This window comes from Ectothiorhodospiraceae bacterium BW-2, assembly GCA_008375315.1.
Classification (GTDB): domain Bacteria; phylum Pseudomonadota; class Gammaproteobacteria; order Thiohalomonadales; family Thiohalomonadaceae; genus BW-2.
This window is the reverse complement of the sequence record CP032507.1, coordinates 3,579,381-3,598,710: the sequence shown is the minus strand read 5'-3', so window position 1 is coordinate 3,598,710 and position 19,330 is coordinate 3,579,381. Positions and strand designations below refer to the sequence as shown.

General features: G+C 54.8%; 19 protein-coding genes and 1 pseudogene. 11 read left to right on the top strand and 9 right to left on the bottom strand.

Annotated elements, in window-relative coordinates; all coding sequences use genetic code 11:
* Positions 1-12 precede the first annotated feature (12 nt).
* On the top strand, positions 13-1,839 hold the full coding sequence (locus D5085_16850; protein ID QEP44656.1) for a 4Fe-4S dicluster domain-containing protein: 1,827 nt from the start codon (positions 13-15) through the stop codon (positions 1,837-1,839).
* Positions 1,840-1,846: 7 nt separating this feature from the next.
* On the opposite strand, the gene D5085_16845 is transcribed toward D5085_16850, so the two are convergent.
* The gene (locus D5085_16845) at positions 1,847-2,080 is read right to left on the bottom strand and encodes a hypothetical protein (GenBank protein ID QEP44655.1); all 234 of its coding nucleotides are present in this window, start codon (positions 2,078-2,080) and stop codon (positions 1,847-1,849) included.
* 72 nt (positions 2,081-2,152) lie between these two features.
* A complete protein-coding gene (locus D5085_16840) occupies positions 2,153-2,512 on the bottom strand; it encodes a 4a-hydroxytetrahydrobiopterin dehydratase (protein ID QEP44654.1) in 360 nt (119 codons plus the stop codon).
* 206 nt (positions 2,513-2,718) lie between these two features.
* Here D5085_16840 and D5085_16835 point away from each other — a divergent pair, with 206 nt between their 5' ends.
* Together D5085_16835 and D5085_16830 are read left to right on the top strand one after the other, a co-directional pair.
* Positions 2,719-3,222, top strand: a complete 504-nt coding sequence (locus D5085_16835) for a rubrerythrin (protein QEP44653.1) — start codon at positions 2,719-2,721, stop codon at positions 3,220-3,222.
* A 95-nt stretch (positions 3,223-3,317) separates the two neighbouring features.
* Complete coding sequence (locus D5085_16830; GenBank protein ID QEP44652.1) at positions 3,318-3,986, top strand: DUF3334 family protein; 669 nt, start codon at positions 3,318-3,320, stop codon at positions 3,984-3,986.
* Between the two features lie 18 nt (positions 3,987-4,004).
* Here the strand turns inward: D5085_16830 and argF are convergent, their stop codons facing one another.
* The 5 genes from argF to D5085_16805 all read right to left on the bottom strand — a co-directional run bounded on the left by argF (position 4,005) and on the right by D5085_16805 (position 8,646).
* On the bottom strand, positions 4,005-4,913 hold the full coding sequence (argF, locus tag D5085_16825; protein QEP44651.1) for an ornithine carbamoyltransferase: 909 nt from the start codon (positions 4,911-4,913) through the stop codon (positions 4,005-4,007).
* A gap of 4 nt (positions 4,914-4,917) precedes the next feature.
* Positions 4,918-6,108, bottom strand: coding sequence for an aspartate aminotransferase family protein (locus tag D5085_16820; protein ID QEP44650.1), 1,191 nt, complete (start codon positions 6,106-6,108; stop codon positions 4,918-4,920).
* Between the two features lie 178 nt (positions 6,109-6,286).
* Positions 6,287-6,868 carry a superoxide dismutase [Fe] gene (locus D5085_16815; GenBank protein QEP44649.1) on the bottom strand — a complete coding sequence of 194 codons (582 nt, stop codon included), beginning with the start codon at positions 6,866-6,868 and terminating at the stop codon, positions 6,287-6,289.
* Between the two features lie 76 nt (positions 6,869-6,944).
* Complete coding sequence (locus tag D5085_16810) at positions 6,945-7,565, bottom strand: phosphoribosylglycinamide formyltransferase (GenBank protein ID QEP44648.1); 621 nt, start codon at positions 7,563-7,565, stop codon at positions 6,945-6,947.
* A gap of 19 nt (positions 7,566-7,584) precedes the next feature.
* Positions 7,585-8,646 (bottom strand): phosphoribosylformylglycinamidine cyclo-ligase, encoded by a 1,062-nt coding sequence (locus tag D5085_16805; protein ID QEP44647.1) that lies wholly within the window; start codon positions 8,644-8,646, stop codon positions 7,585-7,587.
* A 145-nt stretch (positions 8,647-8,791) separates the two neighbouring features.
* Here D5085_16805 and D5085_16800 point away from each other — a divergent pair, with 145 nt between their 5' ends.
* From D5085_16800 to D5085_16765, 8 genes are all read left to right on the top strand, one after another.
* The gene (locus D5085_16800; protein QEP44646.1) at positions 8,792-9,733 is read left to right on the top strand and encodes a hypothetical protein; all 942 of its coding nucleotides are present in this window, start codon (positions 8,792-8,794) and stop codon (positions 9,731-9,733) included.
* A gap of 12 nt (positions 9,734-9,745) precedes the next feature.
* Positions 9,746-11,839, top strand: a complete 2,094-nt coding sequence (locus D5085_16795) for an adenylate/guanylate cyclase domain-containing protein (protein ID QEP44645.1) — start codon at positions 9,746-9,748, stop codon at positions 11,837-11,839.
* A gap of 11 nt (positions 11,840-11,850) precedes the next feature.
* Positions 11,851-13,167: a type I secretion protein TolC gene (locus D5085_16790; protein QEP44644.1), complete on the top strand. Its 1,317-nt coding sequence runs from the start codon at positions 11,851-11,853 to the stop codon at positions 13,165-13,167.
* A 6-nt stretch (positions 13,168-13,173) separates the two neighbouring features.
* Entirely contained in the window at positions 13,174-15,300 is a 2,127-nt protein-coding gene (locus D5085_16785; protein ID QEP44643.1) for a type I secretion system permease/ATPase, read from the top strand.
* Entirely contained in the window at positions 15,236-16,573 is a 1,338-nt protein-coding gene (locus D5085_16780; GenBank protein ID QEP44642.1) for an HlyD family type I secretion periplasmic adaptor subunit, read from the top strand. Before D5085_16785 ends, D5085_16780 begins: the two co-directional genes overlap by 65 nt.
* A 64-nt stretch (positions 16,574-16,637) precedes the next feature.
* Positions 16,638-17,435 (top strand): hypothetical protein, encoded by a 798-nt coding sequence (locus D5085_16775; GenBank protein QEP44641.1) that lies wholly within the window; start codon positions 16,638-16,640, stop codon positions 17,433-17,435.
* A 26-nt stretch (positions 17,436-17,461) separates the two neighbouring features.
* Complete coding sequence (cyaY, locus tag D5085_16770; GenBank protein ID QEP44640.1) at positions 17,462-17,785, top strand: iron donor protein CyaY; 324 nt, start codon at positions 17,462-17,464, stop codon at positions 17,783-17,785.
* Positions 17,782-18,453 carry a carboxylesterase gene (locus D5085_16765; GenBank protein ID QEP44639.1) on the top strand — a complete coding sequence of 224 codons (672 nt, stop codon included), beginning with the start codon at positions 17,782-17,784 and terminating at the stop codon, positions 18,451-18,453. Before cyaY ends, D5085_16765 begins: the two co-directional genes overlap by 4 nt.
* Positions 18,454-18,726: 273 nt before the next feature.
* Here D5085_16765 and D5085_16760 read toward each other — a convergent pair.
* Both D5085_16760 and D5085_16755 read right to left on the bottom strand, forming a co-directional pair.
* A pseudogene (locus D5085_16760) lies at positions 18,727-18,885 on the bottom strand (Fic family protein).
* A 79-nt stretch (positions 18,886-18,964) separates the two neighbouring features.
* Positions 18,965-19,330, bottom strand: a complete 366-nt coding sequence (locus D5085_16755; protein QEP44638.1) for a hypothetical protein — start codon at positions 19,328-19,330, stop codon at positions 18,965-18,967.

Genomic DNA, 19,330 nt, shown 5'->3' with positions numbered 1-19,330 from the left:
GCGATCAATATTATGAGTGTACGAGATCTCCTCTCCCCATTCAGCGCGTGGAAGAATCTGCTTCGCGAGCCGGTCTCCATCGCCGATCCACTCAATCGTCCTGCAGCAGAGCGCTATCGCGGTTTTCATCAGAACGATATCGATAAGTGTATCGGCTGCGGTACCTGTGAGGCGATCTGTCAAAATGGGGCTATCGATATGGTTCCTGTTGAGCAGATTGAGACGATGGCGGGTGATTCGGGGTTGCGGCCTAAAATTGACTATGGTCGCTGCTGCTGGTGCGCCCTCTGTGTCGATATCTGTATGACCGGTTCGCTCACTATGTCGAACGAATATAAGTGGGTCGAGCGCGATCCAGATAAGTTCCGTTTTATTCCCGGTGTCGATAAGCTCGAATGGAATACCATTGCAGCAGGGTACCATCGTCCCGAACACCACCAGCTTAACGCCCGTGATCGGATCGGCATGGATGAGTTATCAGCCGACGATCGTATCGGTAATTTTGATGAGATCGTCGCCGGCTACACCGTTGAGCAGGCGAAACTAGAAGCGGATCGCTGCGTCGCTTGCGGTCTCTGCATTGCGACCTGCCCAACCCACATGGCGATTCCCGACTATATCGCTGCAGTTCGCGAGGGCGATTATGAGCTCGGTCTCAAACTGCTCTACCAGAGTAACCCCTTCTCGCAGGTCTGCGGTCGGGTCTGTACTCGTAAGTGCGAATCGACCTGCGCGGCTCAATATGAGGGGGATCCTATCGCTATTCGTTGGCTCAAACGCCACATTACCGATCAAGTCCCCTATGAGCGTTATCGGGAGATTGTCGGCGATCCGGCCCCATCCACAGGTAGAAAGGTTGCCATTATTGGGGCCGGTCCTGCCGGATTGACCGCTGCGTTCGATCTAGCCCGTATGGGCCATCAGGTCGAGGTATTTGAGGCCAAAGCGCACGCAGGGGGGATGACCCGTTACGGTATTCCTGAGTATCGTCTCCCCTATGAGGCACTGGATCGCGATATTAACCTTATATTGTCGATGGGGGTCACCCTCCATACCAACTGCCGTATTGGCGTGGATCGTAGTATTGAGTCGCTGCAAGAGGGGTTTGATGCCACCCTACTAGCGATTGGACTACAGAAGGGGCGGCAGACCCGTATTCCACAATCGGAACATGAGCGGGTCTATCGTGCAGTCGATCTATTAGATCGCATTACCGCTGAAGCCTCTTTTGAGCTTCCTCACCGCGCTGTTATTATCGGTGGTGGTAATGTCGCTATGGATATCGCCCGCTCTTTAGCTCGAATGCAGCGGCAGCACTATGGTCATATCGATGTCACCGTCACCGCACTGGAGGCGCAGCAGGACTTTATGGCCGATGATGATGAGATCAAAGAGGCGCTGGAGGAGGGGGTGGTTATCTCAGATCAGCGTGGCCCTCAAGGGTGTGAGCTAGATAGCGATGGTAACCTGACTGGTTTAAAAACTTGGCGAGTTATCTCGATTTTTGATGAAGATCGCCGTTTTGCGCCGCAATACGATAGTAGCGACGAGACGATTCACCCCTGCGATGCGGTGGTTGAGGCGATTGGTCAATACACCGACCTCTCACTGCTAGGTGAGTCGATAACCGAAGCTCTGGCATGGCAGCGCGGTCGAATCGCTATTGATGTCGATGGCAAGACCAATCTTGACTGGTTATGGGCTGCGGGCGATTGCGTCAATGGACCCGATGTCGTCCATGCGGTGGCAGACGGACATCGGGTTGCTCAATCAATTCATCAGGCAATTCATCAGGCAATTCATCAGGCAATTCATCAGGCGGTGATGGAACGAAGTTAGCCTGTTCCTAAAAACCTAAGCAAAGTTGCTCATGGCGGTTTTTGGTAATTCGCTCTCCGTTGATAACACCCTTGCGGGCGAGCAACTGGAGTCCTGGTTGAGCAGTCCCAACCGGATGGCCGGTCAACACCGGCAACATGGGCAGTTTCAGCCATCGAAACCCAGCTTGCGCCATAAAAATTGCCTCGACGTTCATCCTGAACAGAGAACAACCTTGCGATTCGACTTCGACTCTAACCATGGCACGCAAAACTTTCGCGCTTGTAGATAACCTATCTACGGTGGAAAATTCTAATGACAAATAAATAAAAAATCAAGAACTGTTTTTTGCTCTCGCCAAATAGATAGCGTCGCTCTTCGCGGCCATCTCAAAGTCCATTTTGTGTAGCCCTCCGATTTTATGGCTCCACCAAGTGACCGTCACGCGGCCCCACTCGGTCAGTAGTGCCGGATGGTGGCCGATCTCTTCCGCTAACTCGCCTATCCTATTGGTAAACTCAAGCGCTTGGGCAAAGTTGTCGAAGCTGTACAGGCGCTCAAGTTGTAACACCCCCTCGCGAGTCTCAAACCCCCAGTCGGGGATCGCGAGCACCAGCTCCCGCATCTCCTCTTCGCTCACCTGTGGGGCACCGACTCGGCACGCTTCACACTTCTGTTCAAAGCTTTGACTCATCTCAGTTCTGCTCCTTCCTCTTGGTAGTCCGTTGTCATCATGGCGCAATAGCTTTGTGCTATAGTGAGCGCCGTAGATCGTGTTGGTTGACCCATACAGGAGAGGATATTGCGCCCATTGGCCCATTTTCAATCTCTTGGCAGAGGGTAGAACCCCAAAGAATTGGCCCTATAATGTATGGCAATGGTAACAGCGAGGAGTGAACGATGAGTGAAGGGCACCAGAGTGGCTATGAACGGCTGAAAGCACAGACCACCTTGCAAGATATTCTGCAAGTAGCGACCGAGTTTGAGCGCACAGCACGCGATTTTTATCGCGATCTCACCCCGAAGGTGAGCAAAAATATTCGCTATCTAGTCGAAGAGCTGGCCGCTGAAGAGCAGCTCCACTACGATATGTTTACTGAACTGATGCAAAATCCGATGATTGAGGCGCAGTTAATGGATAGCTTGCAGCGTCCGGCGAGCGACCGTCAATTTTCCGATGCGATCCACCTACCCAATTTAGGTGACAACCCTGATGATCAGGCGGTACTACAGTATGCGCTCGGACGAGAGCACGCCGCTATGGAGCAGTACCATGCGCTTGCCAATGAGGTTCCAGAGGGGCCGGCGGCCGATCTATTCCGCTTTCTAGCGCTGGAGGAGACCCACCATAAAGCGGAGTTAGAGAAGCTCTACTACGAAACTGTTCACACCGGTGGCGTCTAATTGCCACAGAAGGCGGCGACTTTTTTGTGCTGCTTATTGCCAAGCCTGTTCCGCTTCGGTAGCATCGCTCCCTTAACTAACAGGGAGCGATAACGATGCAAAAAACCAAAGTTGTGACGACTGAAGATGTGTTGACCATGTTCTGCAGTTCAGTGGTTAAGGTACTGACGAGTGCAACACAGCTTCGACTTGGCTACTCGCCGATGATTCAAAAGATAAATCGCACCTGCTTGCGGCCCGATATCGGCTGTTTTGTGCTATTTGATGGCGGTTTTTCCGGATTAGTGGTGGTTAACTTCTCCGCCGCTGCGGCACTGGAGATCTACCAAACCTACCTGCGCAATATGGGGCTGCCACAAGATGAGATCTCGACCCAGCACACCTCAGATGATGTCGGCAATGTCCTTGGCGAACTAATGAACCAAATTGTAGGCGACTTTATCGGCTCAATCGGTAAAAAGATGATGGTATCGCTGAAGCAGAACCAGCCGAAGATGTTAACCATCACCAAAGAGGTCATGATCTCCATCGACACCAACCTTGATCGACCACAGATGCGACGGGTATCGTTTAATACCGCAGGGGGTAATGTCTTCTATATGGAGTTAGCGATGGATAAAACCGAGTTTGTCAAGCTACACGACTTCGAATTTGAAGATTTTGAACCAGATCAGCTCCTAGAACAGAATCAGCCGACAGAAGGGACGGCAACTAGAGAGACCGATACTACCCATAGTGACCTAATGGATGAGCTAGGGATTTAAACCTAGCTCGTGATCGGATCATTTAGCTTGCAATAGAAACTCAAGCAGCGCCTTTTGGGCGTGGAGACGATTTTCAGCCTGATCCCATACCACACTTTGGGGGCCGTCGATAACACGACTACTGACCTCCTCTTCACGGTGAGCGGGGAGGCAGTGCATAAACAGCGCATCACTTTTAGCCACCGCCATCACCTCACTATTGACCTGAAAGGGCGCGAAGGCGTGCTCACGGTGACGCTGCTCCTCCTCCTGTCCCATACTAGCCCAGACATCGGTAGTGACTAGGGCGGCATGTTCGGCGGCTTTAAGTGGATCGTGCAGCAAAATGATACGATCTCCGCCCGCCTCCATAATCTCGCGATTTGGCTCATACCCGAATGGGCAGGCTATCGCTAACTCAAAATCGAACTGAATGGCGGCATTGATATAGGAGTGGCACATATTGTTACCATCGCCAATCCACGCAACCCGTTTACCACGAATATCGCCCCGATGCTCCTTAAAGGTCTGCATATCGGCCAGCAGTTGACAGGGGTGGAAGCTATCGGTGAGGGCGTTAATGACCGGCACCTGGGAGTATGTCGCGAAGTGTTGTAGTGAGTGCTGTGAAAAGGTACGAACCATGATGATATCGACCATACGAGAGATGACCCTAGCCGAATCATCTATCGGTTCGCCTCGTCCTAGCTGGGTATCGCGAGGGGAGAGAAAAATAGCGTGACCACCGAGCTGTGCCATACCGGCCTCAAACGAGACTCGGGTTCGGGTGGAGGCCTTTTCGAAGATCATAGCCAGCACTCTACCCTGCAAAGGTTGATAGAGTTGGCCGTCACGATGGATTCGCTTCAGTTCGATGGCTCGATCAATTAGCTGTACCAGCTCTTTAGAGCTTAGATCGAGTAGAGAGAGAAAGTGGCGTACAGACATAAGACTACTCAGATTGACTGCTGTCGTTAATAAAGTTAAAGATAAGCTGTGACAGGGTAGTGACGAGGCTCTCGGCCTCCTCTTGGCGCAAAATCAGCGGTGGAATGAGGCGAATCACCGAACCGGCGGTGATATTTAAAATCAGACCTCGCTCAAGCCCCGCCGCGACCAACTGGCCACAGGGGCGATCAAGCTCAATACCAAGCATCATCCCCTTGCCACGAATATCGCGTACAAAGGGTTGATCGCCTAACGCTAGCTTCAGATGGGTCAGTAGCCAAGCGCCCACTGCGGCGCTATGCTCTAGTATCGCATCGCGCTCAATCACCTCCAAGACTTTACCGGCGATGGTGGTCGAGAAGGGGTTACCGCCAAAGGTGGTGCCGTGGTGGCCCGGTTTAAATAGCTCTGCGGCCTGACCGCGGGCTAGGCAGGCACCTATCGGAATGCCGTTACCGAGCCCCTTAGCTAGGCTCATCACATCAGGGACAATATCACTATGTTGAAAGGCAAACATTTTACCGGTGCGGCCGATACCGGTCTGAATCTCATCTAGCATCAGTAACCACTGGTGCTGATCACAAAGACGGCGCAGCTCAGGCAGATAGGTATCAGCTGGAGTCTGTACCCCCCCCTCACCCTGAATTGGCTCGACCAAGATGGCGACCACATCGCTCAACTGTGCGGCAACCTTCTCAATAGCGGCGATATCGTTAAAAGGGACTCGCACAAAGCCGTGTACTAACGGCTCAAATCCGGCCTGTACCTTACGATTACCGGTAGCGGTCAGTGTTGCCATGGTGCGACCATGAAAACTCTGCTCCATGACGATAATCGTAGGAGTATCGATTCCGCGCTGATGGCCGTAAAGGCGGGCTAATTTAACGGCAGCCTCATTCGCTTCGGCACCAGAGTTACAGAAGAAGACCCGCTCCATGCCGGCTAACTGCGCTAGCTTGGCACCGAGACGCTGCTGAGCTGGAATGTCAAACAGATTGGAGGTATGGAGCAGTTCAGTCGCCTGCTGTTGAATAGTGGCCGTAATATCGGGGTGGCAGTGGCCGAGGTTGCAGACGGCGATGCCGGCAACGGTATCGAGATAGCTCTTACCTTGGCTATCCCAAAGTGTTGCCCCCTCTCCGCGAGTAAAGGCGACCGGTTGCCGCGCGTAGGTATTCATAAGGTGGTGTGACATGGCCTGGTTTCCAGAAGATTGAACAAGCTCCGATTATTATTAAAATAATTCAGGTTTAAAAAAGGAAAAGAGAGCCATGGGGGGCTCTCTTTTCTGCCAAGAATCGGTGATGATACCGATGAGTGGTAGCGACTTCAAGTGAATTTTATATTAAACTCCGTCCATCGCAGAGTCGAATTTAGCCGAAGTTAGCGTTAACAAACTCCCAGTTCACCACACTCCAGAAGGCCTCGACATATTTTGGCCGAGCATTTCGGTAATCAACATAGTAGGCATGTTCCCACACATCACAGGTCAGTAGCGGGATCTGGTCGCCAGTGAGCGGCGTGCCAGCATTACTGGTATTGACAATCTCGACACTGCCATCACTGTTCTTTACCAACCAAGTCCAGCCGGAGCCAAAATTAGTTGCACAGGAGGTAGAGAATTTGGTTTTAAACTCCTCGAACGAGCCAAACGCCTGCTTAATCGCGTCAGCGACAGCTCCCGTCGCCTCACCGCCACCATTAGGGCTCAGGCAGTTCCAGTAGAAGGTGTGGTTCCAGACTTGAGCGGCATTATTGAAGATACCACCGGCGGGAGCCGTTTTGATAATCTCCTCTAGCGACTTGCCCTCAAATTCGGTACCGGGAACCAGATTATTTAGGTTGGTGACATAGGTGGCGTGGTGCTTGTCGTGGTGAAACTCCAGAGTTTCAGCGGAGATATGGGGTTGTAGGGCGTCTTTAGCGTAAGGTAGTTCGGGTAGTTCGTAGCTCATGGTTACTCCTAAATTAAGTTAAGGTTAAGCTAGCCGCATAGGCTGTATAACATTCAAGCTGATAGCAAGCCTGGCCTCAGGCGGAAACGGGCTCGCCATCTAATGTGGCAACGCCATCGACCAATTGCAAGCGCCCAGCGGCAAACCAGCACACCACTTGGGGAAAAAGCTGATGCTCCTGCGCTAGTACCCTTGCCGCAACACTCTGTGGGGTATCTTCTTGGTAGATATCGACCCGAGCTTGGGCGATAATCGGCCCTGCATCGAGCGCGGGGGTGACGAAGTGAACCGTGCAGCCGGCCTCGCTATCGCCCGCCTCAAGCGCCCGCTGATGGGTATTGAGGCCGCGATATTTAGGCAGCAGTGAAGGGTGGATGTTAACCATTCGGCCTAAGTAGTGGTTCACAAGCTTGGCGGTTAAGATTCGCATAAATCCGGCCAGAATAACCAGATCGGGACAAAAGCTGTCGATAAGCTGTTGCAGGGCCTGATCATATAACTCCCGTTCGTTAAAGTCTTGGTGGTCGAGTATCGCTGTGGGGATACCGGCCTTAGCGGCGCGTTGCAGGCCATAGGCTTGGGGGCGGTTACTGATAACCGCCACAAGCTCAATACCACAATCGGCCTGGGCGGCTCGATCGATGAGCGCCTGCAAATTAGAACCACTGCCAGAGATAAGGACGACCACCCGACTCACGCTGCTATCTCCTGCTAAACTAAACAAGGGTGACAGAGGGGGGCTGCTCTGGATGGGGGCTAGCCTCAACCGTTCCGATAACCATCGCCCTCTCACCTGCGGCCTGTAGTAGCTGTAGCGCCTGCTCGCTCAGGCGCTGTTCGACGACGATCACCATTCCGATACCGCAGTTAAAGGTACGAAACATCTCCGTCTCGTTAATTCGCCCCTGCTGCTGTAACCAGCCAAAGATTGCCGGTAGCTGCCAGCTACGGCGATCAATAGTGGCGACATGGCCCGGAGGGAGCACGCGGGGAATATTCTCCAGCAGGCCGCCTCCGGTAATATGGGCAACTGCCTTTACCTCTAGCTGCGCGATTAGCTGTAGGAGCGGTTTAACATAGATACGGGTGGGGGTGAGTAGCACCTCGCCTAGCGTGGTGTTATCAAAAGGGGTCGTGAGTGGTGTATCACTTAGCTCCAGAATTTTGCGAATCAGTGAGTAGCCGTTAGAGTGGGGGCCGGAGGAGGGGAGAGCGATGAGGGTATCGCCGGCGCGAACCGAGGAGCCATCGATAATCTTATCGGCCTCGACGATACCGACACAAAAGCCGGCCAGATCGTAGTCGCTACCCTCATAAAAGCCGGGCATCTCCGCCGTTTCGCCGCCGATTAGGGCGCAACCTGCCAGTTCGCAGCCGTCCGCAATCCCCTTAACAACACTGACCGCCATCGCTGTATCGAGCCGTCCGGTTGCGTAGTAGTCGAGAAAGAAGAGCGGTTCTGCCCCCTGCACAATCAGATCATTGACGCACATGGCGACTAGGTCGATACCGATGGTCTCATGGCGGTGACTCTCCCGTGCCAGCTTTAGCTTGGTGCCGACACCATCGGTACCGGCGACCAGTACCGGTTTTTGGTAGCGATCTAGCGGTAGCTGAAATAGCGCACCGAAACCGCCTAGCCCCCCCATCACCTCAGGGCGACTGGTGCGGCGGGCGTGGGGTTTAATCTGTTCAACGAGGGCGTTACCTTGGTCGATATTGACGCCGGCATCTCGATAGCTAAGCGAGTCAACTGGTTGAGAGGGGGTGTGGTTCACAAAAATATCCTTAAATTTTGGCTATAAGATTAGATTCGATGGCGCTATTATAGCGCGAGAGTGTGTTCCGATTCACGAATCATTCAGAATGGCTCGGTTATAATCGCCGCTGGATAACTTAAATTTGAGCTTTGGAGGTAGAGAGATGAGATTAGATCAACTATTGCAATATACCACCGCCGTGGTGCTGTTAGGCTGGAGCGCTCTGGCACTAGCGCTAGGTGATGCGGTACCGGTGACGCTGTTAACCCAAGTCGAGGGGAGCATTGAGCACTCTCGTGATGGCGAAACATGGCGTCAGGTGCGTCGTAACAAGCTGCTGTTTGCCGGCCACTTTATCCGCTCAGGGGCCGATGGCGGGGGTCAGTTTATCAATCAGCAGAACGGTCAGGTGCGCCGACTACTAGCCAATAGTGAGATAAAAATTACCGCAGCGGGGGCGGAAGCGGTTGTGGGAGAGCTACCGAGTATCGATGGGGTCGATACCCGCCTGCTCGACTCGCTCCAGAAGCGTTTCGCTAAAGCGCAGCGCTATACCACCGTGCGGCGGGCGGTGATTCATCGCGACCGTATCGATCTGCAGGTACCGCGTGAAATTACCCTCAGCCACGCCTATCCTGAGCTAGTATGGGAGAGCGTTGGCAGTGACTATCGCTACCGCTTAACCATCGGTGAGCAGCAGTTCGATATTCCAGCCACCAGCGAGGCGCTAGTGCGCTATCGTATCGAGGGGATCAAGCCGGGCAACTATGGCTATAAAGTCGAACTGCTGCAAGGGGATGAGGTGATCTTCTCACCCGAGCGGGAGGGCTCGGTGCGCTGGATGGGCGACTCCGAGTGGCAGCAGGTGGCGGCTGAACTTGACCGCATCGATCAACAGCTAGGGGGGGATAGCTTCTTTAAAGCCTCACTCCTAGAGGAGCAGGGGCTCTTTGTGGCCGCGATGGATAACTACAGCCGCTATTTTGCCGACAACCCCGATGGTAATGATCTGCGGCCGATGTATATTCAGCTACTGCATGCGTTGAAACTGAAACAGCTACGCATGGTTGAGGCGGAAATTTACAACCGTCAACTCGCACAGTAGGCTCGGTTCGACATGGCGGAGAGAAAGGGAGGCCTCTCCCTGTGGCGTTTTGATGTCATCGCCACCCTAGTGCTGTTTGCGATCGCGCTAGGGGCGGAGTATCGGGAGCTGTTTGCCTTAATGGAGGAGCAGACCCTCTCAGTACGGCAGATAGTGCGTAACAGTGCCAATAACCAGCCGCAGCAGCAGCTACATGACCAGATTATGCTGGTCACGATGGACGAGGCCTTTTTTCGCGACTACGGCTCCTACCCCCTAAAACGGAGCGATATTGCCCGTTTGGTTGACAGTCTGCATCAGCTTGGCGCTAGCGTCATCGCGCTCGATATTCTGTTCGACTTTGCTAGCTCCTACGATGAAGATCCTATTTTAGCCCAGAGCCTAGCCGCTGCCGGCAATGTGCTACTGGTTTCGCAGGCGCAGTTTGAGCGGGGGGAGTTTCAACAGATCAACTATCCAGTCGATAGCTTGAGCGAAGCGGCGGCACGAACCGGTTATACCAATATTCAGTCGATGAGTGCGCTGGTATCGAGTATGTCGCGGCTGACAATCTACCCCGATATTTCGACCGAAACCGATGGCTGGCCGTTTGCGGTGCAGGCGCTATCGATGCATCGCGGCGTTGAACCGCGGTGGGATAGTGAACGGCGGCAAATCGTGTGGGGGGAGGGGTATCCACCGGTTAGGCTCGATCAGCGCCACAACCTCTATATCGACTATGTGCAGCTCTCCCCAGGGAGTCGATTTATCTCTGAAACCTATGGCCTGACAGCGCTAGAGTTTCTCGATCTAAGCGACTACTACCCCGATGAGCTAGCTGAGCTACGCCACTGGATCGAGGGTAAAATGGTTATCGTTGGCGACACCTCCGAGGTCTCTCACGATATCTTTACCACCCCAGTCGGGCAGGTCTATGGGATGGAGATTATCGCCAATACGATTAACTCATTAATGCACGGTGCCCCCTTGCAGCCGCTCCCCTTTGCGGCAGAGGTGGGGGTGGCGCTGCTCTTGATGGGGTTGATACTGCTCTCGATTGGCATGACCAGACCGCTGTGGCGCACCCTCTATACGGTGGGGGTGGTGGTACTGTTTCTACTTAGTGCGGTATGGATATACGCCCAGTGGGGTCTAGTTGCCTCAATAAGCTATAATTTATTGGCAGCACTACTCTCCATGGTCGCGATTAATATCCGTTTCTATCTTCAAGAGCGGAATCAGAAGGCGCTGATTTCGGGGATATTTGGCCACTACCTCTCCCCCGATGTCATTAAGGTGCTGGTCAATAATCCCGATAAGCTCGCCTTAGGGGGGGAGCGGCGCGAGATGACGGCATTTTTCTCCGATATCGCCTCTTTTTCGTCGTTTTCCGAGCAGATGAGCCCCGAAGAGCTAGTCCATATACTCAATGAGTATCTGACGGCAATGTGTGATATTATCATTGCCCATGGCGGTATTATCGATAAGTTTGAGGGGGATGCGATTATCGCCTTTTGGGGAGCGCCGTTAGAGCGACAGGATCATGCGCTGCAGGCCGCGCTAGCCTCCATCCGAATGCAGCAGTTTATGCAGCACTTTTCGGAGCAGATTAAAGCGGAACGAGGCTTTAGCCTCTCGGTTAGAATGGGGGTGAATAGTGGCCCGATGGTGGTCGGTAATATGGGCTCGAAGCAGCGGATGGACTACACCATTATGGGCGATGCGGTTAATTTAGCCTCCCGTTTAGAGGGGGCGAATAAATTTTTCGGCTCAAAAATCATGATCTCAGAACAGACGCGGCAATTAGCCGGTGAGCAGATTGTGACCCGCTATCTCGATACCGTGCAGGTGGTGGGTAAAAAAGAGCCGGTTATTGTGTATGAAGTGATGGGGGTGGCAGGAGAGATAGAGCCGTCACTACAGCAGCTACTCGACGGCTATCAACAGGGGATTGATCTCTATCGCCAGCGCGATTTTACCGCAGCAGCGGCGCAGTTTGCCCGCCTGTTACAGCAGTTTGAGGGCGATGGCCCGAGCCGTACCTATCTGCAACGCTGCCACGAATTTATTAAAACACCGCCCGCTGTCGAATGGGACGGAGTGACCATACTTAGCTCTAAGGGATAGGCATTGTGCTAATGAAATCTAGTCTAAAACGGTGGCGACAGAGGGGGCTACTGCTTGCAGTAGGCTTGCTGACGAACTCTCTGACGCTTAGTGCCGACACACTCGCTGAGGTTATCGCTCAGGTTTTGAGCGAGCACCCCGATATTTTGACCAGCCGCGCCAACTTAAGCGCCTCGCTAGAGGGGGAGCAGGCGGCTAAAAGTGGCTACTTTCCGACCCTAAGCCTCTCGCTAGGTGCCGGACATGAGCGTAGTGACAGCCCCGCGACCCGTCTGAGTGGCGATAAGGTCGATTTAACCCGCCAAGAGGCATCACTGATGCTGCGCCAACCGCTCTATGATGGCGGACGGATGTTTGCCGCCGTCGATCGAGAGCAGGCGTTTGTCCTATCGCGCCGTTATCAGCTACACGAGAGCGAGTTAATGGTAGTGATGCAGGCGATTGAGGCCTATCTTCTAGTCCTAAGACACCAGACCGAACTGGAGCTGGTGAAGGAGAATCTAGTCGTCCACCAGAAGATTCATGGCCAGATTCGAGCCCGAGTCGAGGGGGGGGCCGGTACCGAAGCCGATCTAAAGCAGACCGAAGCACGGCTAGCGCTGTCGCGCACTCGGCTACTGATGACAGAGAGTGCGCTAGCGGATGCCAAATTTCGTTATCGCAAGGTAGTCGGGACGCTGCCGAATACTCTGGAGCCGCTACCGATGATCGACAGTGAGCTGCTGCAACAGCCGCTAGCGCAGCTACTAGAACAGCGACTGCCTCACCACCCCTCGTTGCAACGAGCCGCGAGTGAGGTAATTGTCGCGCAAATGGATGTTGCCTTAGGCGATGCACCGCTGCTGCCGCAGCTCAATTTAGAGCTGAGTGCGACGCGGCACAATAATATCGACGGTACCGAAGGGGTGAATGGCGATCAGCTAGCGATGGTACGGCTCAACTACGCGCTAGCGACCGGTGGGGGTGATTTTGCCCGTAAGCGCCGAGCTAAAGCGCTGCTACAGGGGAGCCGAGAGCAGCTAGAGAAACAGCGGCGCGATCTAGAAGAGCGCCTATCGATCACCCATAATCTATGGCAGAGCAGTCGGGCGCAGTTAACTTTTTTACAGAGCCATGTCGATAGTAGTCGTGAAGTGCGCCGCGCCTATCAGCAGCAGTTCGCTGTCGGGCGGCGCAGCCTGCTCGATCTACTGGATGCCGAAAATGAGCTCTTTACCGCTCGACAGGCGCTGATTCGGGGTGACTTTCAGCTCCAGCAGAGCCGTTTTCGGCTGCTAGGGCTGCTGCAGCAGCTCGATGAGCTACTGCCGCCGGCGTTGTCTGAATAGATTAGCGTGGTCGAACCCGAACAGACTCTACCCTTTGATCCGCTGCTGGAGCTGCTAGTCTTTGCTAGCCATCGCTTCCATCGCCCCTTCTCTCGCGCCGCACTGACGGCAGGGCTACCGCTGTCACAGGGACGATTAACCCCCGAAACCTTTAGGCGGGCAGCCCACTACGCTGGCATTGAGACCCACTCTCTGATCGGCGGTAAGGAGCTGTTAACTCAAATTGAACTACCGGCAGTGGTCTTTATCGAACAGCAGCGCCCCTCTCTATTAACCGCTATCGTGGGCAGCGAGGTGGAGCTCTACGATCCCGAGGCCGCTGCACTCAGACAGCTACCCCTCTCTGAACTGGAGCAGCTCTTCGCCGGTCAGCTAATCACCCTAAAACCGGAAAGAACCCTACTGGTCAGCGCCGAGGAGCGGCGGCAGAGCGAGGGCCACTGGTTTTGGGGCACGCTCTGGCAGGCCCGTTCGCTCTATCGTGATGTTCTGCTCGCCTCGCTCTTTATCAATCTGTTTGCGCTAGCGATTCCGCTATTCATTATGAATGTCTATGACCGAGTGGTGCCGAATAACGCGCTAGAGACGCTATGGGTATTGGCCATCGGTGCGGCGCTGGTGGTCGGCTTTGACTTTCTGTTACGGACTCTGCGCGGCTACTTTATCGATCTGGCCGGCAAGGAGGCCGATCGGGTGCTCGCAAGTCGTCTCTTTGCCCAAATGATGGGCCTACAACTCGCGGTCGCTCCCCGTTCGGCGGGAGGCTTTGCGAGCAATTTGCGCGAATTTGAGGCGATTCGGGAGTTTTTAACCTCGGCGACGCTGGCGCTGGTGATCGATCTGCCCTTTGTGCTGCTCTTTATCGGGGTGATCTACTGGCTGGGGGGGGAGCTAGCCCTGCTACCGCTGCTGGTGGTGCCGCTGCTGCTGCTGCTAGCGTGGTCGGTACAGCGACCGTTGCGCCGTGCCATCGGAGTGCTCTTCGAGCAGGGGGCACGAAAGCAGGCAACGGTAGTCGAGTCGCTCAATGGTCTGGAGAGTCTGAAGGCGATTCGGGCCGAAGGGGTGATTCAGGGGCGGTGGGAGTCGCTGGTCGAGCAGGTGGCCGCTAGCCATCTAAAAGTACGACTCTACTCGGCGGTAGTGTTAAATAGCTTTCAGTTACTACAGCAGCTAACCACGATTGGGGTGGTGATTTGGGGGGTCTATCTAATTCAGGCCGGTAGTTTGACCATGGGGAGTCTGTTTGCTTGCGTTATTTTAACCGGTCGAGCGGTGCAGCCGCTCGGTCAGCTAGCCCACCTAATGAACCGCTACCACCATGCGGCCAATGCGATTCGGGCACTCAATCAGCTCATGGCGCTACCGCTAGAGCGCGGGGCAGAGCGCCTAGTGATACACCGAACGGCGGTCGAGGGGCGGTTAGTGCTAAGAGAGGTCAGCTTTATCTACCCACAGCAGCAGCAGCCGGTACTTGAGCAGCTCTCGTTGACGATTCAGCCCGGTGAGCGGATAGCGATCTTAGGCGCGGTCGGCTCGGGTAAAAGTACCCTCTGTAAGCTGCTAGTCGGTCTCTATGCGCCGACACGGGGGCAGATTATGCTCGATGGGGTTGATCTACAGCAGTGGCATCCGGCCGAACTGCGCCACTATATCGGCTATGTGGGCCAAGAGGCCCGCCTCTTTGCCGGCACACTACGGGAGAATATTGTCCTAGGCTCCCCCTATGTGAGCGATGAGCAGCTACTACAGGCGGCCGAGCAGGCGGGGGTGGCGCAGTTTGTGCCGCGGCTGCCTGGCGGCTACGACTATCCGGTAGGGGAGCAGGGTGCCGGGTTGTCGGGGGGGCAGCGGCAGATGGTGGCGTTAGCGCGGGCGCTACTCTTAAGACCGACGCTGCTGCTGCTCGATGAGCCGACCGCTCAGCTTGATGGCGCAAGTGAGCTATTTATGCGCCAGCAGTTAGAGGCCGATCGTAGTCGCGGACTGCTGCTTATTACCCACCGCTCGGCGATGCTATCTCTGGTCGAGCGGCTGATAGTGCTCGATCAGGGACGGTTGGTTGCCGATGGCCCTAAAGGGGCGGTGCTACAGCAGCTACAGACAAAAGGGAGCTCGGGTGGCCCCCTTTAATATTGATGATCGAGCGGTCGTTCGTGGGCGCTGGCTGCTCTGGAGTATGGCGCTACTGCTGCTGCTGCTAGCGCTCTGGGCGCACTACGCTATGCTCGATGAGATGACTCGCGCAGCGGGTCGAGTGATCCCCTCCAAAGAGGTGCAGATTATCCAAAGTGCCGAAAGTGGCATAGTCGAGGAGATTTTGGTCACCGAAGGGGAGCAGGTGGAGCCCGGGCAGATATTAATGCGTATTAACGACATGCGCTTTAGTGCTAGCTATCAGGAGAGTCGAGTTGAGTTGGTAGCGCTTTTGGGGCGAACTGCCCGATTAAGAGCCGAGAGTCGTGCAGAGTCGGTGCTACAGCTACCGCAGGGGGTCAGTGAGGAGCGGCCCGATATTGCCGCGTGGGAGATGCAGCTCTTTACCGCTCGGCTACAGGAGCAGCAGGCGTCGCTCTCGATTTTGCAGCGTCAGCGACAGCAGCGGTTGGAGGAGCTCGATGAGTTAAAAATTAAGCAGCAGCAGACTCGAACTAGCTACCAGCTCGCTAACCGAGAGCTCACTATTACCGCCCCGCTAGTCAAGCAGGGGGTGATGTCGGAGATAGAGCTACTGAGGCTACAGCGAGAGGTTAACGATCTCAAAGGGAGTCTGGAGGCGATGGGAGTGGCCGAAAAACGGGTGAGTGCGGCGCTGAGCGAGAGCGATGCACGAATTGAGGAGCAGCAGCGGCGCTACCAGCGCACGGTGCTAGGCGAACTGGCCGAGAGCTCTGCAAGGTTAGAGCAGCTGCAAGAGACGATGCCGGTACTACAGCAGCGGCTGCAACAGACGGCGCTACGCTCGCCGGTGCAGGGGGTCGTGAAGCAGATCCATATCAATACGGTTGGGGGGGTGGTGGAGGCGGCCCAGCCGCTGATTGAGGTGGTTCCCCAAGAGGATGGGCTGTTAATTGAAGCGGCAGTGATGCCTGCCGATATCGCCTTTCTCTATCCGGGGCAGCAGGCGATAGTCCGCTTTACCGCCTACGACTTTTCGATTTATGGCGGCCTGTCGGCGCAAGTTGAACACATTAGCGCCGATAGTCTAGTCGATGCCGAGGGGGTGGCCTACTATCGGGTGCTGTTACGCACCGCAACCGACTATATCCGCCATCGTCACGAATCGCTGCCGATTATTCCGGGGATGGTGGTGGAGGTCGATATCTTGACCGGCAAGAAGAGTCTGCTCAACTATCTACTTAAACCGCTACACCGCATGGAGCAGCGAGCGTTGAGTGAGCGCTAACACGAGAGTTGAGCCTAAGAGGTAACCTCTTTAGAATAGCGCTCCCGATAACCCCCTATTCGACCTGAGGAGCAACCATTTTGAGATCAAAACGACGAGCCAAACGGGTGAGTGTTGCGTCGAGAGTGTGGGCAGAGACATAGTTGTGGCCACTCGTAAAGATTATGCCGCGAAAGCGACCGCAGCACGGCGCAACAAGCAGAGCGCGACCACCAAACCACCACCGCGTCGTCGTCCGCCGGCGGTCAGTAGTGCGAGTGCGACCCGAAATCGACCCCAGAGCCGGCAGTTACCGGGGTGGTTGTGGCTGTTAGGGGGGTTACTGATTGGCGGGTTTGCTACCTTTTTGACCTATATTAGCGGTCAATCCGAGTCGCCACCGGTAACCAAAGCGAAGCCGCCGCAAATCGTACCACAAGAGAGTGAGAGCCGAGGGGAGGGCTCTGCGCCGCTGTCGTTACCACAACCGAAACCGACGCAGCCGGCACCAGAGAAAAAACCGCCCGAACCGAAGCCTGAACCCGAACCTGTCAAAGCGCTGCAATATGACTTCTACCATGTACTCCCAGAGCGGGAGGTGATTATTCCCGAACAGGAGTTACGGCGGGAGGTCGATAAGAAGCGCCATGTCAGCAACTATCTGTTGCAGGTCGCCTCATTTAAACAACGAGAGGATGCCGAAGCGGCGGCGGTTAATCTGCTGTTGCTCAATTTTCAGCCACAGGTGGAGGAGGTCTCTACCGAAAAGGGGACTTGGCACCGTATTCGAGTTGGCCCTTTTGATGAGCGGCGCAAACTGGATCGAGCCAAGCGACTGTTGCAGGAGAACGGTTTTGAACCCATTATCGTTCGAGGGCGTTAATCCGACATTGGAAGAGCAATTAACAGATGACAGAGAGTGAATTTAATCAGCAGATCGATGCGACGCTGCTGCAGATAGAAGAGGCGTTAGATGAGTGTGAGATCGATATCGACTATGAGAATAGTAGCGGGATATTAACCCTCACTTTTGATAACGGCTCGCAGATCATTATTAACCGACAGCTACCGACCCGGCAGTTGTGGCTTGCGGCTCGCTCGGGCGGCTACCACTTCGATTTTGAGGCTGAGCTACAGCAGTGGCTCTGTGATAGTGGTGCCGAGCCGCTACGGCTGCTGCTAAATCGCTGCGCCTCTGAACAGGCGGGTGAAGCGGTGGAGTTATCGTGGTGAGCGGGGGGGCGCTACTTCCTGCAATCGTGGTTGAGCCAGCGGTGACGGCCACGGCAACTATCATTTGGCTCCACGGTTTGGGGGCCGATGGCCACGATTTTGAACCGATCGTGCCGCAGTTGGGGCTGGAAGATCTCGCGGTACGGTTTATCTTTCCTCACGCGCCAGCGCGGCCGGTCACTGTCAATGGCGGGATGGTGATGCCGGCATGGTACGATATCTACGATTTTGATCTGACCGCGCAGCAGGATAGGGAGGGGATTGTCGCCTCCGCAGAGGCGCTAACGGCTTGGATTGAAACCCAAATTGAGCAGGGGATTGCGCCTGAGCGGATTATCCTAGCCGGTTTTTCGCAGGGGGGGGCGGTGGTGCTCCATACGGCGCTCCATTACGGCAGGCGCTTGGGTGGAGTGGTGGCGCTATCGACCTATCTGCCGCTGCAGCAGCAGTTTACCGCTGCGGCGATGGCGAGTGATCCGCTGCCTCTCTTGATGGCTCACGGTGAGTACGATCCGGTGATTCCGGCTCAGGTGGGGCGCGACAGCTATCAGCTCTTGAGTGAGCGAGGGTATGCTATTGACTGGTATAGCTATCCGATGGCCCATAGTGTCTCAACTGAAGAGCTACAAGATATGGCAGCTTGGTTGCGGCAGCGGCTCACTGGGTGAGCCTGTCAAACCCTGTCGATGGCCATTGTTCCAGTCAGTTTAAGCAGCTTTTGGCGGAAATAAGCAAAACTTGGGGTCGCGTTAACGAAGATAAAATCCAACGCAACGACGATTGTGATTGAGGGAAAAAGCTATCGGATGAAGGAGCCTATTCAGGAGTAAGGGGCTGCTCTTAACCCTGATCCGGGGAGTTGATATCCCAGATTAGGGGGATGAGGCTGTGCGCATTTTCAGATTGCTGGTTTTATGGAATTTCGCGCTGCTGCTGTCAAACAATCTCCCGAGTGCCAGCAGCGCCTGGTCGAATTTGCTGCGCAGCTCCGGCGTCCAGTTAATGGGCGGACGAGGCGGCAGCGGCGCAGGCACGAATGCTTGGGCCTTCTCACCCACCGTCGATATGGTCACATATCTGCCTTGGAGTTCTCGCTTCATCCTGCCTGCCTCGAACCTAAAAGCGGAAAAAATTTACAACCACGGCTCCGATTTTTCGGTTGACGGAAAGCCCCTAGTATCAAAGGGTTTCGGGCCGTTTACTGGAAGGGGCATTCTCCGGGGTCGGGAAGTACCGTTTCAACCCCGCTTCCCTTTCGAGGTCACTGTCGGACCTGCGTTTTCTCTGCTTCTCCGAAAACTCCTTGATAAAAACGCCGAAGTCATCTCGCACAATCACTTCCCAACAACCCGACCAGAGAAACGATTTTCTCCCCTGATTTCCCGGCACCGGACGAGGGTGACGGGTTTGCAGTAAAACCGGATACTTGACGCCGAGCCACAACAACTTCGAATCCGTTTTTCGGACGCCGGTTCGGCTCCCAAAATGGGAGTCGAATTGAGCATCTCGGGCAAGCAATCCCCCTCCGGTGGCGTCACGGCTCAC